Origin of the sequence: Halorubrum sp. JWXQ-INN 858 (assembly GCF_009806985.1) — an archaeon.
In the GTDB taxonomy this organism is placed as follows: Archaea; Halobacteriota; Halobacteria; order Halobacteriales; family Haloferacaceae; genus Halorubrum.
In genome coordinates, this window is sequence record NZ_WUAX01000016.1 from 19302 (window position 1) to 34633 (window position 15332).

The window sequence follows — 15332 nt, forward strand, 5'->3', positions numbered from 1 at the left end:
CGTTATCGCTCGTCGATCGGGACGAACTCGGCGTCGGTCGCGCCGGTGTAGCGGGCGCGCGGGCGGATGAGGCGGTTGTCCTCCTGGTACTCGAAGACGTGGGCGATCCAGCCGCCGGCGCGGCTCATCGCGAAGATGGGGGTGAACATGTCGAGCGGGATCCCCAAGTGGTCGTAGACGGAGCCGGAGTAGAAGTCGACGTTCGGGGCGATCCCCTTCTCGACGAGCCCCTCTTCGGTGAGGTACTCCTCGATCGCGGTGGTGTAATCGAGCCACTTCGTGTCGCCGGACGACTCCGAGAGGTCACGCAGCTTCGCCTGCAGGAGCTTCGCACGCGGGTCCTTCACCTTGTAGACTCGGTGGCCGAAGCCGGGGATCCGACGGCCCGACTCGCGGACGTCAATCACCCATTCGACGGGGTCCTTCTCGGACTCGTCGATCTCGTAGAGCACCTCCATCACGTCCTGGTTCGCACCGCCGTGGAGCGGACCGGAGAGCGCGCCGATACCGCCGATCACTCCGGAGTAGATGTCGGCCATCGTCGACCCGATCACCATCCCCGTGAACGTCGAGGCGTTGAGCCCGTGGTCGGCGTGGATCGTCAACGCCATGTCGAACGTCTCCTCGCTGACCGCGTCGGGCTCCGTGCCCGTGAGCATGTACAGGAAGTTCCCGGCGTGTGAGAGGCTCGGGTCCGGGTCGACGGGGTCTTCGCCCTGTCGCGCCCGCTCGAACGCGGCGAGGATCGTCGGGATCTTGGCGGTGATCCGGCGACCCTTACGGAGCGCGGCGTCGCGGTCCTCGGCGTCGGCGTCCGCCTCCGGCTCGTACGCCGACAGCATCGACGTCGCCGTTCGGAGCGCCGCCATCGGGCGCTCGTCGGCCTCCGCGAGCGTCGCCACCGTCTCGAGGAGGTCGTCGTCGACCTCGCGCTCGGCGACGAGCTCGTCGGTGAACGCGTCGAGTTCCGCACGCGTCGGGAGCTCGCCGTGCCACAACAGGTAGAGGACCTCCTCGTACTCCGCCTTCAACGCGAGGTCCTCGATGTCGTAGCCGCGGTATACGAGCTTCCCGACCTGCCCGTCGACGTGGCTCAACCCGGACTCCGCGACCACGACGCCTTCCAACCCCCGCTTTAGCTCGTCTGACATGGGTGAATGGTTCCCACCACCGTCCAAAAAGCGTTATCTTTCAGGAGGGACTCGTTACGTCGATCGACGAAGACGAAGGAGTCGAACGGCGTCAGATACGGCCACGAGCGCCCGCTCGTGTCTGTCGATCGCCACGACACGGGCCCGGAACGCGGTGTGAACCCGGACGAGCGGTTCGGACGAATGATCGCCCGCGCGCCCGCGCCTCGATGGAGAACGTACCGTGATGCCGACAATTTCCGGACTGCCGACCGTCTCAGCGCGCCGGGACGACCGTGATCGACTGCTTGCGGTCGATCGCGTCCTCGAGCTCCTCGGCGATCGCGGAGCCGCGTGACACCTGGACCTCGCCGCCGCGCCCGACCGTCGCGGTGAAGAGGTACTCGCCGTTGGCGCGTACTTCGACCGTCTCGCCGACGCCGTCGTCGACGCCGATGACGACGTGTCGCGAGGTGATCTCCGGCGTCACCACGGAGCCGCGGTCCTCGCCGACCTGGCTCCCGCTTCCGGAGCCGTTCGAGCCGCGTCCGCCCGAGCCGCGCCCGCCCGAGCCGCCTCCCGACCCGGGCTTCTCGTCGTGGGTCCGGACGTCGATGTCGATCCCGAGCCGGTTCTCGATGTCGGTGATCCGTCCGCCCCCCTTCCCGATGACGGAGGCGATGTCGCGCTCCTCCACGTAGACGGTCGCGTCGTTCCCGCCCTGGAGGTCGACCTCGACGTGTCCGCGCGCGACCGAACGGATCTCGCGTTCGATCTCCTGTTTGGCGATCCGGCCGACGCCGGTCTCGGCGTCCTCGTCGTCCCCCTCGCTCAACGGGACGGTGACGACCTGCCGGTTGAACGTGTAGATCTCGAACTCGGGCTCGCCCGTCGCAAAGTTCGTCACCTGAATGACCGGGCGCGCGAGGTCCTCGGCCGTGAGCCCGGCCGGGACCTTCACCTCGGTCTTCACGTCGTAGACGGTGTGGACCTCCCCGGCCTCGATGTAGACGACGGTGTCGACGATCTGGGGGATCATCCCCAACTCGACCCGCCCGACGAGCCGCTGGAGCGCGTCGATCGCGCGGGACGCGTGGACGACGCCGACCATCCCGACGCCCGCCATCCGCATGTCCGAGAACACCTCGAAGTCGTTCGTCTTGCGGACCTCGTCGTAGATGGTGTAGTCCGGCCGGACCAGAAGCAGCGCGTCGGCGGTGTTCTCCATCCGCCCGCCGAGCGCGCCGTACTGGGTGATCTCCGGGCCGACCTGCAGGTCGCGCGGCTTCTCCATCGTCTTGACCGCGTAGTCGTTGTCGTTGAGGAACTCCGCGACCGCCTGTGCAAACGTCGACTTCCCGGCCCCGGGCGACCCCGAGATGAGGACGCCGCGCTGGCGCTCGAGGAAGCGCTCGCGGAGCTCGTCGGCGAACTCGTAGTCGTCGAGGGTCGTCTTCGCGATGGGTCGAACTGCCGTGATCTCGATCCCGTCCGCGAACGGCGGACGTGCGATCGCGATCCGGTAGTTGCGGTACTGGACGATGTCCATCCCGTCGTCGGAGAGCTCGATGAACCCCTCGTTCGACTGTCTCGCGAGGTTGACGATGGCGGTCGCCCACTCGTTCATCCGCTCCTCGCTCGTCGGCTCGTCGTCGATGGTCTCGTACCGCATCTCGCCGAGCGAGCCGCGCTTCGCCTTCGGCAGGGTGTTCGACTTGAGGTGGACCGACATCGTCTCCTCGGTGAACAGGTCCACGATCGGGAGCTCGTCGACGACGCCGCGGGCGACGGGTTCGACGTACTCGACGTCCAACCCCTTCGCCCGTCCGACCTCCGCCTGCACGATGTCGCTCGTCAGCAGCGTCGCGCCGTGCTCGTCGGCGACGTCGCGGATCAGCGCGTCGACGTCGCCCTCGTCCGCGCGGTCCTTCGCGCCCGTGTCCGGGCGGACCCCGACGTACTCCAGCTCGATCGTTCCGTCGTCGGCGTACTCGGCGAGCCGCTGGAGCTCGGAGAGACCGTCCCATCCCGACTCGAGCCCCTCGTTGGCCTGCGACTCCAGCTCGCCGACCACCGCTTCGGGGACGAGCACGGTCGCCCCCCGATAGGAGCCGCCGTCGACCCGTTCGGACACGCGGCCGTCGACGACCGCACTGGTGTCCGGTACTACGTTCATACCGGATCCTGCGGGCGGGAACCGTATAAGGGTGTTCGACCGGAACGGGCCGCGGTCGGGCGTCGCGGACGTGTCGCGGGCCTGTCGCGGACGTGCCGCGTGCCTGTCGCGGACGTGTCGCGTGCCTGTCGCGGGGCTGTTACTTACCTGTCGCGGACCTGTCGCTCGGCGGTCGATAAACGAAGGATCGGTGGCGGCGTCGCGGCTACTCGTCGACCGCGACGTCGTCGGTGTCGACGTCGACGGCCGCCTCTTCCTCGGCGGCGACCTCCTCGGGCCGTGCCTCGAGGGTCAGCTTCTGGATCTCGACGCGGCGCAGCGGGTAGATCGTCTTCGCGTCGGCGTAGATGGCCGACGAGAGGTTCCCGTCGACGATCGCGTCGACGAACGCCTCGAAGGTGCGGTCCTCGGCGGCCGCGTGGACCTTGTCGATCATGACGCGGCGGATCGCCTTCTCCTGTGAGCGGTCCGCCTTCTTCGTCGTCAGCGCCACCGGCTGGACGCGGATGCGGTGGTCGTCCGTCGTCAGCACGGTGATCGACGCCTCGACCTTCGACGCGCCGCGGCGGACGAGCGAGCGCAGGTAATCGCGCGTCAGCTCGTACTTGATGAACTCGGTGTACGCCGTGTCGCTGCCGACGTTCGTGATCTTGAAGGTGAGCTTCGTGTTGTTCGCGCCGGAGTCGCCGGTGATATCGCCGAGCGTCGTCGTGATCGTGCGACCGACCACCTGGTCGGGCTCCTCGGCGAGCGTCTCGCCGAGTTCGGCGCGGTCGAACTGTTCGGGCGCTAGCACGGAGTACCAGCGCTTCTGTCCTCTCGTCTTGGATACTGATCGTTCACTCATGTGTCGTGTGTCGTGTCGGTGTCGTGTCGGTGTCTGTGTCTTCGTCGGTGTTCGATGCGTCCGTGTCGCGGTGCGCCCGCGCACGAGCGATGACGCGGTCCGCCACCCGCAGGTTCACCACGTAGTCGTCGACCGTCGACCGGAGCCCGCCCGTCGTCGGCCGCGTGACGGTACACGTGATCGTGTCCCCGTCGACGCGCGCCGCGATGGAGTCGGTGTCGTCCGGCGCGAGCGCGGCGGCCACGAGCGGCGCGTCCGCGTGTGTCGTCCGGAGCGTCGCGACACGGTCGGCCTCGGTCTCGGTCATCGCGGGAGTTCCTCCCGGAGCGCCGCGAGCGCCTCCGTCGGGTCGCCGTCGGTAACGAGCCCGCCGCGGGTCGCGTTCCCCCAGCCGTCCCCGCCGACCGCGGTCGCGGCCGCGCGGCAGGCGTCACCGAGGCCGGTCCCGCCGACGCCGTCGATCGCCGCCGCCGCGATCGCCCCCGAGGCCTCCTCGAGCGCGATCGCGACGGGCTCCGGCGACCGGAAGTCCCGGATCAGCCGGGCGGCCGTCGGGAGCGTCGTCGCAGACGCCTCGACGCGGGCGACGACGCAGCCGTCGTATCGGCCGATCGTCGCCGCGTCGAGCGCGCGGTGTGTCTCGTGTCCGTGGGTCCGCCAGACGTCGAGCGCCGCGGTCCGTGCCGGCGGGTCCGGGTCGGCCGCGAGCGCTAGGGCGACGCCGGTGCCGGGCGATTCGAGCGCGAGCGCGTCGAGGACGTCGGCGTAGCCGCCGACCGTCGCGAACGGGGCGGCGTCGCCGTCCGTCGCGTACGGCCGGAGCGCGCGTTCGACCGCCGAGGCGGCCCGCTCGCTGGCGGACTCCGCGGCGACGACGTCGACGGCCACGAGCGACGCGAGGCGTCGGTGAGCGTCGTCGTCGAGCGTCGCCGGCAGCCCGAGGTCCGCCAGCGCGGCGCGTGTCGACTCCGGGTCGCCGGAGTACGGCGCTCGGATCAGCGTCGACGCGGCGAGGCCGTCCGCGAGGTCCGCGGTCGGCACCGCGACGCCGGGCCGCCGATCGACGAGTCCCGCGCGTTCGGCCGCCTCGAGCGCGTCGCCGGAGCCGTCCGTGCCGGGCACGGATCCGGCCGCGACGACGCCCGCCAACGGGAGCACCGGGTCGGGAGCGACGCCGAGCGCCGCGGCGACCGCGAACGCGGTCGTGCTCGCCGGCCGGCCCGTCGCAGGGATCGCGTGCGGGCCGGCCGCCGACCCGACGGTGACGACGACGTCGTCGTCCGTCGCGTCGGGGACGGGGTCTCGCGAGACGCGGACCTGAAACGGTATCGCACGCTGTCGGAGCGCGCGGGCGAGCGTGCCGGCGGCCGCGAGCGCGTCGCCGTCGTCCGTCGCGACGAGCCGAACGAACGGCGCGTCGGCGAGGACGCTGGCGAGCGCGTCGGGTGCTGGCGCGGCGGCGGTGGTCTCGGTCACGGGTTGTCGTGGGTTGTCGTGGGGTGTCGGTGGGCGGTCGGTCGCGGCGGTCGGTCTCGTTGCGTAACGGTTCGCCGTGGCGATGTGGCGTCGGCGCGTGTCGCGTTACTCGTTACTCCTCGAGGAGCTCGGCCGCGTCCTCGTAGGTGTACGTGAACTCCTCGTCGAGCTGATCGCCGCGGTAGTAGTTGACGACGCGGCGGATCTTCGACTCCGTGTTCTGGAGCGCCCGCTTGTTCTGGTAGTCCTGGCCGTTCTCCTCCATGTGCTCGCGCAGGCGGACCGCGCGAGCCATCAGGTTACGGAGGTCCTCGGGCAGGTCGGTACCGGCGTCGTGCTCCTCGAGGATCTCGGTGAGCTTCTTGCCGGTGGCTAACTTCACGTCCGGGACCGGGACGCCCTTGACGCCCTCGTCGCGCAGCTTGAGGCCGATGACGCTGGGGTCGTGGCCCTGCTCCGCCAGTTCGACGACGCGGGACTCGATGTCCTCGGCGTCGACGTCGCTCCACTCCGGGTTCTCGTCCGTCGCCGGCTTGTCCGAGCCGGACGAACCGCGACGGCGCGTGTGCATTCGTGCCATTGGTTGAAATTGGAACGGCACAACCACAAGACGTGACCGGGCCTCCGCGCCGCGCGGCTGTCGAGACGCCGGTGAACGCCGGCATCGCGAGCGCGTAGCGGGAGACGTCGGCGCACTGCTACAATCCCAAGCCGTGGGCGAAACGTCCCCGGCGGGTCGGATTTGCAGCTGTGCTGTTCCCGTTCGATCGGTCACCGTCGCCCCTCTTAAGGGTGTTCTTGTGTAGCTGACGGCCCCGCCGATCACTCCTCGGCCCCGCCGATCACTCCTCCGCGGCGTCGACACACGCCGCGATCGGCGCGACGACCTCGTCGGCGACGGTGTACGGATCGGTCTCCCGCCGTCGGACGCGATCGGCGAGCGCCTCGATCCCGCCCCGGCGCTCGATCTCCGCGGCCGCGAGCGCGCCGATGTCCGACCGGACGAGCGTCCGTATCTCCTCGGCGTAGCGCCGTCGCTCGGCCTGCGCCAGCTCGCCGGAATCCCGGAGGTGGGCGGCGTGTGCGTCGAACACTGCGATCAGCTCGTCGACGCCCTCGCCGGTCGTGCCGACGGTGCGGAGGACGGGCGGGGTCCATTCGGCGGTGTCCGCGTCGTCCCCACCATCGCCACCGTGGGCCACGTTGCCCTCGTCACCGTGGGCCACGTTGCCGTCGGCGTCGTCCCCGTTCCCGTCGACGTCCGCGTGGCCGACGGCTCCGGCGCCGTGATGGGCCGTGTCGAGCCCCCGCGTCGGGCGGTCGCGGAGGTGGACCATCTCCTCCAGTTCGGCGAGGGTCCGCTCCGCGCCGTCCATGTCGGCCTTGTTGACGACGAACACGTCGCCGATCTCGAGGATCCCGGCCTTCAGCGTCTGGACGTCGTCGCCCGAGCCCGGCTGGACGAGGACGGCGACCGTGTCCGCCGCGCGAACGACGTCGACCTCGTTCTGTCCGGCCCCGACGGTCTCGATCAGCACCACGTCCTTGCCGAACGCGTCGAGCGCCTTCACGGCGTCCGCGGTCGCCGTCGACAGCCCGCCGAGCCGGCCGCGCGCGCTCATCGACCGGAAGAAGACCTCCATGTCGCCGACGTTCGACGCCATCCGGATGCGGTCGCCGAGCACCGAGCCGCCGGTGTACGGCGAGGAGGGGTCGACGGCGACGACCCCGACCGTGTCGCCGCGGTCGCGGTAGGCGGCCGCGAGCTTGTCGACGAGCGTCGACTTGCCCGCGCCGGGCGCGCCCGTCACCCCGATCACGTCGGCGTGGCCGGTGTGTTCGTGCAGCGCGGAGACGAGGTCCCGGTAGCCCGGCGACCGGTTCTCGATCCGGGTGATCGTCCGCGCGAGCGAGCGCTGGTCGCCGTCGAGGATCCCCGCCACGAGGTCGGCGTCGGCGCTGGACTCGCGCCGCTCCCCGGCCATCTACGCCCGGTCCGGGACGTTCGCCCGGACGAACTCGATCGTCTCCGACATCGGCGTGCCGGGGCCGAAAACCTCGGCGACGCCGAGCTCCTTGAGCGCGGCCGTGTCGTCGTCGGGGACGATACCGCCCACGAGGATCAGCGTGTCCTCGAACGCGCCGTACTCTTTGAGCCCCTCGATCACCTTCGGAACGAGCGTGTTGTGCGCGCCCGAGAGGATCGAGATCCCGAGCACGTCGACGTCCTCCTGGACCGCCGCCTGGACGATCTCGTCGGGCGCGCGGTGGAGCCCCGAGTAGACGACCTCGAAGCCCGCGTCACGGAACGCCCGGGCGATCACGTGTGCACCCCGATCGTGGCCGTCCAGCCCGACCTTCGCGACCAGACAGCGGATGGTCCGCCCCTCCTGTTCGGCGCTCATACGGGGACGTGGGTCGGCGCGACGTTTCATTCTACCGGCGGCCCGCGGGGCGGGACGGTGCGGCGAGCGGTGGGAAGGGCGGAATCGGCGCGATTGGTGTGATCGGTGTGGGTGGCGTCGGTGGCGTGGTTGGCGTCGGTGGCGTCGGTGGCGCGGTTAGCGTCGCCGTCGCGGGAGCCGTTTCGAGCTATCCTTATAAACAGCGGGACGGGCCCAGGTGCGCTTATAAACGACGGGACAGTGAGCCGGAGTGCCTTATAAATCCGGACGGGGGGTCGGACACGTCAGGTCGGACACGTCAGGGCGGGAATGGAGCGGCGTCGGCGTGGCGGTCGGCCGAGCGTGGACCTCACTCCTCCCCAGCCTCGGCAGGCGGGCCGCCGCCGGCTCCCGCCCGGCGGCGGCCCGCCTGCCTCCCTCGCGCGCGTTGCTCGCGCGCGCCGACGTGGGACGGCCGTGTCGGGGGAGGAGTGTCGGATGAGCGAGGACTGCGACGAGCGGCGGATGGACGACTGCGACGCTCGGTCGCAAGCATCGGCCCTTATAAACGGACCGTCCGATCCACGGACGGATTACAACCTCGGTTGTGGCGGGAGAGAGCGACTTATAAACTCGGTCGGACGCGCGGGGCGTGGTCCGCACGGCGTGATCCGTGTGACGTGGGCCGTGCGGCGTGATCCGTGCGACGTGATCCGCGCGGTGGGGTCGACCGCCGGTCCCCGTCCTCAGACGTGCTCGGCGAGGAAGTCGACGACCGACCGGTACGCCTCGATGCGGTTCTCGAGCTTCGAGAAGCCGTGGCCCTCGTCGTCGAAGACGAGCTTGCGGACTGGCACGTCCTGCTCGCGGGCCCGCTCGACGATCTGCTCGGCCTCGCTGACGGGCACGCGCGGGTCGTTCGCGCCGTGGAGCACGAACAGCGGCGCGGCGATCCGGTCGATCCGGTTGATCGGCGAGATCGACTCGAGGAACTCCCGGTCGTCCGCCAGGGAACCGTACTCGGCCTCGCGGAGCGACCGCCGCCAGTCGCCGGTGTTCTCGAGGAACGTGACGAAGTTCGCGATCCCGACGATGTCGATCCCGGCGGCGAACAGCTCCGGATACTCCGTCAGCGACGCCAACACCATGAAGCCGCCGTACGAGCCGCCCATCGCGACGAGTCGGTCCGGGTCGACCTCCGGGTGGTCGTGGAGCCACTCCGCGCCGGCGCGGACGTCGGCGACGGAGTCCATCCGCTTCTCGACGTCGTCGAGCGCGGCGTACGCCTTCCCGTACCCCGCGGAGCCGCGGACGTTGGGCTCGAAGACGGCGTAGCCGTGGTTCAACAGGTACTGTTTCACGGGGGAGAACGACGGCCGGCGCTGTGACTCGGGCCCGCCGTGAATGTCCACGATCACGGGGTAGCCGGCCGCCGGCGGCTCCGTCTCCGGCACGGAGAAGTACGCCGGGATCTCCAGGCCGTCGAACGTCGGGTAGTGGACGAGCTCGGGCTCGATGAACGTGTCCGGCGGGATCCCGGCCGTGGACGCCGCGGTCCAGCGCTCCGTCGCGCCGGTCGTCGTCTCGACGACGTGGACGTCGGCGGTCGCCGTGCTGCCCGTCGCCGTGATCGCGAACCGGTCGCCGTCGGGACCGAAGCTCACCCCGCCCGCGATCCCGTCCGGGAGGTCGGGCGCGGGCAGCGCGTCGATCCGGTCGGGCCCGACCAGCTCCCCGACGGTGATCTCCGTGTAGCCGTCGACGTTGCGCGAGTAGACCACGCGCCGGGAGTCCTCGTGAACGGCGACCCCGTCGACGTTCCACGGCCCCTCCCCGTCGGACGCCGCGTCCCGGTCGTCTCGGGCCCCTTCGTCGTCCTCGTCGCTCCCGCCGCCCCCGGGAGCCACGTCGCGTTCGCCCTCATCACCGTGAACCGTCTCGACGACGGAGAACCCGCCCGTCGAGAGGTCGAGCCGTTCGAGCCGGAGGGCGTCGCTGTCGCGGTCGGTGACGAGGTAGATCGACTCGCCGTCGGGGCCCCACTCGGGGCTCCCGTACCGGACGTCGCCGTCGTGGGGCGTGTGGTGTGTCAGCTCGCCGGTCGCCACCGAGAGCGTGTAGAGGTCGTGGTCGAACGAGGAGCCCGCCTCGTGGACGATCAGGCGGTCGTCGCTCGGTGACCACCCGGCGACGGAGAGCCACCCGTCCCCCTCGTACAGCCGCTCGGCGTCGCCGTCGGTTCCGTCGCGGTCCTGTACGTACACGTCGAAGACGGCGTTCTCGCGGCGGTTCGAGGTGAACGCGAAGCGCTCGCCGTCGCCGTCCCAGCCCCCCCACCGGTGTTTGGCGTCGGGGCGGCGCGTGAGGTCCGTGACCCGTCCGCTCCCGAAGTCGAGCCGGTACAGCTGGGCGCGCTCGTTCCCGCCGCGGTCCATCCCGAAGACCGCCTCCGCGCGCTCGGGCGAGGAGTCGACGAAGGTGACCCGCTCCTCGGAGAAGGTGTGCTGTTCGGGCCACTCGACCGGCCCCTCGAGCGACCACACCTGCGGGGTACCGGTCGTGTCCAACAGGAACGAGAGCCGCCCGTCGGGGCCGAGGTCCGCCCCGCCGGCGCTGCGAACGTTGAGGTAGCGCTCGATGTCGTACTGGTGCATACGCATAGATCCCACGCGCGACCGGAAACCGTTTCTGGTGGAATGGGTGGGTGAACGGGCGTGATGGAACCGGAACGGGCGAAACGCGCCCGCCGACCCGATGCCGTGTCTTTTTACCGACCCCACCCATCGGTTCCGCGTATGCGTGTCGCGTTCGCCTCGCTTTTCACGCCCGGCCACGGCTCCACGCCCGCCCGGGACCGAACGCGGCGTCTCGCCGCCGACCTCGCCGACCGCGGACACGACGTGACGTGGCTCTGTGCGCGCTGGTGGGGCGGCGACCACGCGACGTTCGAGGAGGACGGGATCCGCTACCGGTCGGTCGTCGTCGACCCGGTCCCCGCGGCGTTCGCCGCGAAGCTCCCGACCGCGGTCCGTCGGTGTGGCCCGGACGTCGTCCACGCCGTGAACAGCCCGCCGACCGCCGGGATCGCCGCGATAGTCGGCGGGCGGATCGCGCGTGCGCCCGTCGTCGTCGACTGGTGGCGCGACCACCCGGACGACGACCCGCGGCGGTACGGACCGCTCGCGCGGGCCGCGGACGCCGTCACGACGCCGTCGCGGACGACGAAGACGCGGGTCCGCGAACACGGTGCCGACGGCGACGCCGTCCGGGTCGTCCCGGGAAGCATCGACGCCGACCTCGTCGCGTCCGCCGGCGTCGACGACCGGTTCGACGCCGTCTACTCCCGGCGCCTCGACCGTCACGCCAACGTCGAGACGTTCCTCCTGGCGTTGGCGGAGCTCCGCGGCCGCGACTGGACCGCGGCCGTCATCGGCGACGGCCCCGAGCGCGACCGGATCGAGGCGACCGCGAGCGACCTCCGGATCGACGACCGCGTCTCGTTCCTCGGCGACCTGCCGCTCGAGGAGCGCGTCCGGATATTCAAGGGGACCCACGTCGTCGCCGCGACCGCGACGTGGGAGACGTTCGCGACGGAGCTGGCGTGGGCGCTCGCGTGCGGCTGCGTCGGGCTCGTGGAGTACCAGGCCGACTCCAGCGCCCACGAGCTGCTCGAGGGGCGCGAGCGCGGACGGCTCGTCACCAGCCCGGCGGAGCTCGCGGACGCGATCGTCGCCGTCGGCGACCTCGAGCGCCGAACGGTCGACCACGACTTCGACGCGTACGACCACGCGGCCGTGCTGGACCGGCAGCTCGACTGTTATCGCGTGGTCCGCGGCGACGAGTAGCGCTCGGGGCAGCGACCCCGACGAGTCGCCGTCGTGCGACGAGAAAACGAACGCGCCAGTGGCGCGTGCCGACCTTCAGGCCGGGGCGGACGTCACTCTTGGGTGATCGTGCCGCCGTACTTCATGAAGAGGAACGCGAGCCCGAGCGTGCTCACCATCGCGATGAACGTCGCGATCCCGAGCGCGCGAGCGCCCTGCGGGACGAACACCGCACCTGCGCCGCCGCCGCCGCCGACGTCGACCGTGGGGACGTCGTCGCCGACCGCGAGCCCGGCGTGCATCCCGACGCCGTCGTGGGGCGCACAGTGGTAGTGGGTGATCCCCTCGTCGTCCTCGCTCGTCTCGTAGACGTAGGTGAACCCCTCCTCGTCGACGACTTCGCTGTCGAGGTCGGCCGGCCCGTCGACCGTCTCGACGTTGTGGCCGCCGCCGTTCCCGGTCCACTCCCACGTGATCGTCGTGCCGGGGTCGACCCACAGCAGGGTCGGATCGTACGCGAGGCCGTCGTCGTCCGCGCCGACCATGACCGTCACCTCGTCCTGTCCACGTGCGTCCTCGTACGTCCCGAGGTTCCCTTCGGCCGCGCTCGGCCAGTCCGGGGCGACGTCCCCGCCGCCGTTTCCGTCGTCCTCCCCGTTCTCGTCGTCCTCGTCGTCCTGACCCGCCACCGTTCCCGATGCGGCCGTCGCCGCGCCCGCGGCCGCCGCAGCGCCGCCGGCGGTCCGCATGAACGTGCGCCGAGAGACGTCGTCCGTGCTCATACACGCGGGTTGGTGACCGCCTGTAGTGAATATGTTGGTTCCGCCCGCGGATCGGCCGGCGTCCGGCCGGCCGGTTCGCGGGAAAATCGGACCGCCGTGCGTTCATCGCTTACCGTTTGCCGACCCCGCGTCGATTCGAGTGGGGCGTTACCGAACTGAGTCGAGCAGCAGCCGCTGTTCGACGCGTTTGACCTCGTGTTGGACGTCCCGGACGGCGTCGATGTTCGCGGAGATCGACGACACCCCCTCCTCGACGAGGAACTCGGCCATCTCCGGCTTCGAGCCCGCCTGCCCGCAGATGCTGGTGTCGACGCCGAGCTCGCGACAGGTCGCGATCGTGTCGCCGATGAGCGTCAACACGGCGGGGTGGAGCTCGTCGAACCGGTCGGCGACGTGCTCGTTGTTCCGGTCGACCGCCAGCGTGTACTGGGTGAGGTCGTTGGTGCCGAAGGAGGCGAAGTCGATGCCGGCGGCCGCGAGCTCCTCGATCTGCAGCGCGCTCGCCGGCGTCTCGATCATGACGCCCCACGTGTGTTGCTCCGGGTCGATGCCGGCCTCGTTCATGTGCCGTTTCGCCCCCTCGACGTCGGCGGCGTCGTTGACCAGCGGGAACATCAGCTCGATGTTGTCGTAGCCCATGTCGAACAGCCGCGCGAACGCCGCGAGCTCCTGTTGGAACGCGTCCGGTTTGTCGAGGCTCCGACGGATCCCGCGCCAGCCGAGCATCGGGTTGTGCTCGACGGGCTCGTCGTCGCCGCCCTCGAGCTCGCGGAACTCGTCGGTCGGCGCGTCGATGGTCCGGACCCTGACCGGTCGGGGGTAGAACTCGTCGGCGACCCCGCGAACGCCCTCGACGAGCTCGTCCTGGTACGCGCGCGCACCGTGGTCGCGGATGTACTGCTCCGGGGTCTTCCCGAGCGTCAACACCATGTGTTCGATCCGTAACAGGCCGACGCCGTCCGCGCCCGTCGCCGCCGCGCGCTCGGCCGCCTCCGGGATCGAGACGTTCACCTTCACCTCCGTCGCCGTCATCGGCTTGACGGGGGTCTGCGGGCGCGCCGCCTCGACCGGCTCGAACTCCTCGGCCGGTTGGGCGTCCTCGTCGGCCCCGGCGCGGATCGTGCCCTTGTCGCCGTCGATGGTGATCGGCTGCCCGTTCTGGAGGTCCCGCGTCCCCGTGCCCGTCCCGACGACCGCGGGGACGCCGAGCTCGCGGGAGACGATCGCCGCGTGGCTCGTCATCCCGCCCTCGTCGGTGACGATGCCGGCGGCGCGTTTCATCGCGGGGACCATGTCGGGCATCGTCATCTCGGTGACGAGGATGTCGCCCTCCTGCACCTGGTCGAGGTGGTCGAGCTTCGTCACGATCCGGACCGCTCCGGAGACGATCCCGGGGCTCGCGCCGAGCCCGTGGACGAGGACGTCCGCCGTGGCGTCGGCGGTATCTGCGGCGTTGGCGTCGCCGTTCCCGGCGGCCCCGGCGGCCCCGGCGGCGACCCCCCCGGACGACTCCTGAATGGTGGTGATCGGCCGCGACTGGAGCATGTAGATGTCGCCCTCGTACATCGCCCACTCGACGTCCTGCGGGACCCCGTAGTGCTCCTCGACCCGCTCGCCGAGCGCGACCAACGCCTCGATCTGCTCGTCGGAGAGGACGCGCTCGGTCCGGCGGTCGTCGTCGACGTCGACCTCCACGGTCTCGCCGGTCTCCGGGTCCTTGATCATCATCACCTTCTTGTCGGCGACGGTGACGTCGTCGACGGCGCCGCGGCTCCGGTCGTACACGTAGTTGTCCGGGGAGACGGTGCCGGAGACGACCGCCTCGCCGAGCCCCCACGCGGCCTCGATGATGAGTCGCGGCTCGCCCGTCGACGGGTGGCTGGTGAACATGACACCGGAGGTGTCGGCGTCGACCATGCGCTGGACGACGACGGCGATGTCGACCTCGTCGTGGGGGAACCCCTTGCGCTGGCGGTAGTAGATGGCGCGCTGGGTGAAAAGCGAGGCCCAACACTCCTTGACCCGGCGGAGCAGGTCCGCCTCGCGGACGTTGAGGTACGTGTCCTGTTGGCCGGCGAAGGAGGCGTCGGGGAGGTCCTCGGCGGTCGCGGACGAACGGACCGCCACGAACGCCTCCGTGCCGTCCTCGCCCATCGACCGGTAGCTCTCGAGGACCTCCTCGCGGACCGACTCCGGGAAGTCGGTCCCCATGATCAGCTCCGAGGCGGCCTCCGCTCCCGCGCGGAGCGCCGCGGAGTCCTCGGGGTCGACGTCGACGACCTCGAACAGCTCGTCGTCGATCCCCGCCTCCTCGATGAACGCTCGATACGTGCCTGCGGTGACGACGAACCCGGGGGGCACCGGGAGGCCCGCGCCGATGAGCTCGCCCAGCGAGGCCGCTTTGCCGCCGACGGTGTCGATGTCGTCGGCGTCGACTTCGTCCAGCCAGAGTACTGCCATCGTGTATCCGGAAAATCCGCGAGCCAACGTATGAAGCTTCCGACCGGAACGGTGGCGAATAAAAGATAACTCGGCTTCGAGTGGTCGATCCGAACACCGCTGAAACGGCCGACCGTTCCTCGGTTGCGTGTCGAAAGAGAGGGCCGATGTCGTCGCAGGGCGACGAACCGAACGGAAAGGTTCGCAGCCGTTCGGAGGCGTCGGTGGCACCTATACTTATTCGCCGTTCGAGGTTCGGGTGTCGTAACGTGTT

General features: G+C 70.5%; 12 protein-coding genes. 1 reads left to right on the forward strand and 11 read right to left on the reverse strand.

Features of this window, described 5'->3' with window-relative positions; genetic code table 11:
* Nucleotides 1-2: 2 nt before the first annotated feature.
* The 9 genes from citZ to GRS48_RS12115 all read right to left on the reverse strand — a co-directional run bounded on the left by citZ (nucleotide 3) and on the right by GRS48_RS12115 (nucleotide 10667).
* Nucleotides 3-1151, reverse strand: coding sequence for a citrate synthase (citZ, locus tag GRS48_RS12075; RefSeq protein WP_159486872.1), 1149 nt, complete (start codon nucleotides 1149-1151; stop codon nucleotides 3-5).
* A gap of 256 nt (nucleotides 1152-1407) precedes the next feature.
* Nucleotides 1408-3306, reverse strand: coding sequence for a PINc/VapC family ATPase (locus tag GRS48_RS12080; protein ID WP_159486874.1), 1899 nt, complete (start codon nucleotides 3304-3306; stop codon nucleotides 1408-1410).
* A 205-nt stretch (nucleotides 3307-3511) separates the two neighbouring features.
* Nucleotides 3512-4153 carry a 30S ribosomal protein S3ae gene (locus tag GRS48_RS12085; protein ID WP_159486876.1) on the reverse strand — a complete coding sequence of 214 codons (642 nt, stop codon included), beginning with the start codon at nucleotides 4151-4153 and terminating at the stop codon, nucleotides 3512-3514.
* Nucleotides 4146-4460 carry a KEOPS complex subunit Pcc1 gene (locus GRS48_RS12090; RefSeq protein ID WP_159486878.1) on the reverse strand — a complete coding sequence of 105 codons (315 nt, stop codon included), beginning with the start codon at nucleotides 4458-4460 and terminating at the stop codon, nucleotides 4146-4148. The genes GRS48_RS12085 and GRS48_RS12090 overlap by 8 nt, the downstream gene beginning before the upstream one ends.
* Complete coding sequence (locus GRS48_RS12095) at nucleotides 4457-5629, reverse strand: exonuclease RecJ (protein ID WP_321168433.1); 1173 nt, start codon at nucleotides 5627-5629, stop codon at nucleotides 4457-4459. Before GRS48_RS12095 ends, GRS48_RS12090 begins: the two co-directional genes overlap by 4 nt.
* A gap of 112 nt (nucleotides 5630-5741) precedes the next feature.
* Nucleotides 5742-6209 carry a 30S ribosomal protein S15 gene (locus tag GRS48_RS12100; protein ID WP_159486880.1) on the reverse strand — a complete coding sequence of 156 codons (468 nt, stop codon included), beginning with the start codon at nucleotides 6207-6209 and terminating at the stop codon, nucleotides 5742-5744.
* Between the two features lie 262 nt (nucleotides 6210-6471).
* Nucleotides 6472-7614 carry a methylmalonyl Co-A mutase-associated GTPase MeaB gene (gene meaB / locus GRS48_RS12105; RefSeq protein ID WP_159486882.1) on the reverse strand — a complete coding sequence of 381 codons (1143 nt, stop codon included), beginning with the start codon at nucleotides 7612-7614 and terminating at the stop codon, nucleotides 6472-6474.
* Entirely contained in the window at nucleotides 7615-8034 is a 420-nt protein-coding gene (locus tag GRS48_RS12110) for a cobalamin B12-binding domain-containing protein (protein ID WP_159486884.1), read from the reverse strand.
* Nucleotides 8035-8759: 725 nt separating this feature from the next.
* The gene (locus GRS48_RS12115; RefSeq protein ID WP_159486886.1) at nucleotides 8760-10667 is read right to left on the reverse strand and encodes a S9 family peptidase; all 1908 of its coding nucleotides are present in this window, start codon (nucleotides 10665-10667) and stop codon (nucleotides 8760-8762) included.
* Between the two features lie 141 nt (nucleotides 10668-10808).
* Between GRS48_RS12115 and GRS48_RS12120 the strand changes: the two genes are divergently transcribed.
* Complete coding sequence (locus tag GRS48_RS12120) at nucleotides 10809-11858, forward strand: glycosyltransferase (protein ID WP_159486888.1); 1050 nt, start codon at nucleotides 10809-10811, stop codon at nucleotides 11856-11858.
* 92 nt (nucleotides 11859-11950) lie between these two features.
* On the opposite strand, the gene GRS48_RS12125 is transcribed toward GRS48_RS12120, so the two are convergent.
* The gene (locus tag GRS48_RS12125; protein WP_159486890.1) at nucleotides 11951-12619 is read right to left on the reverse strand and encodes a halocyanin domain-containing protein; all 669 of its coding nucleotides are present in this window, start codon (nucleotides 12617-12619) and stop codon (nucleotides 11951-11953) included.
* A gap of 147 nt (nucleotides 12620-12766) precedes the next feature.
* Nucleotides 12767-15079, reverse strand: coding sequence for a phosphoenolpyruvate synthase (gene ppsA, locus GRS48_RS12130; RefSeq protein WP_159486892.1), 2313 nt, complete (start codon nucleotides 15077-15079; stop codon nucleotides 12767-12769).
* Nucleotides 15080-15332: the final 253 nt, after the last annotated feature.

Coding starts and splice junctions, on each gene's coding strand:
- GRS48_RS12110 (WP_159486884.1), bottom strand. CDS start 8,034: ATGAGCGCCGAACAGGAGGGGCGGACCATCCGCTGTCTGGTCGCGAAG.
- GRS48_RS12100 (WP_159486880.1), bottom strand. CDS start 6,209: ATGGCACGAATGCACACGCGCCGTCGCGGTTCGTCCGGCTCGGACAAG.
- GRS48_RS12120 (WP_159486888.1), top strand. CDS start 10,809: ATGCGTGTCGCGTTCGCCTCGCTTTTCACGCCCGGCCACGGCTCCACG.
- citZ (WP_159486872.1), bottom strand. CDS start 1,151: ATGTCAGACGAGCTAAAGCGGGGGTTGGAAGGCGTCGTGGTCGCGGAG.
- GRS48_RS12085 (WP_159486876.1), bottom strand. CDS start 4,153: ATGAGTGAACGATCAGTATCCAAGACGAGAGGACAGAAGCGCTGGTAC.
- GRS48_RS12125 (WP_159486890.1), bottom strand. CDS start 12,619: ATGAGCACGGACGACGTCTCTCGGCGCACGTTCATGCGGACCGCCGGC.
- GRS48_RS12080 (WP_159486874.1), bottom strand. CDS start 3,306: ATGAACGTAGTACCGGACACCAGTGCGGTCGTCGACGGCCGCGTGTCC.
- meaB (WP_159486882.1), bottom strand. CDS start 7,614: ATGGCCGGGGAGCGGCGCGAGTCCAGCGCCGACGCCGACCTCGTGGCG.
- GRS48_RS12115 (WP_159486886.1), bottom strand. CDS start 10,667: ATGCACCAGTACGACATCGAGCGCTACCTCAACGTTCGCAGCGCCGGC.
- GRS48_RS12090 (WP_159486878.1), bottom strand. CDS start 4,460: ATGACCGAGACCGAGGCCGACCGTGTCGCGACGCTCCGGACGACACAC.
- ppsA (WP_159486892.1), bottom strand. CDS start 15,079: ATGGCAGTACTCTGGCTGGACGAAGTCGACGCCGACGACATCGACACC.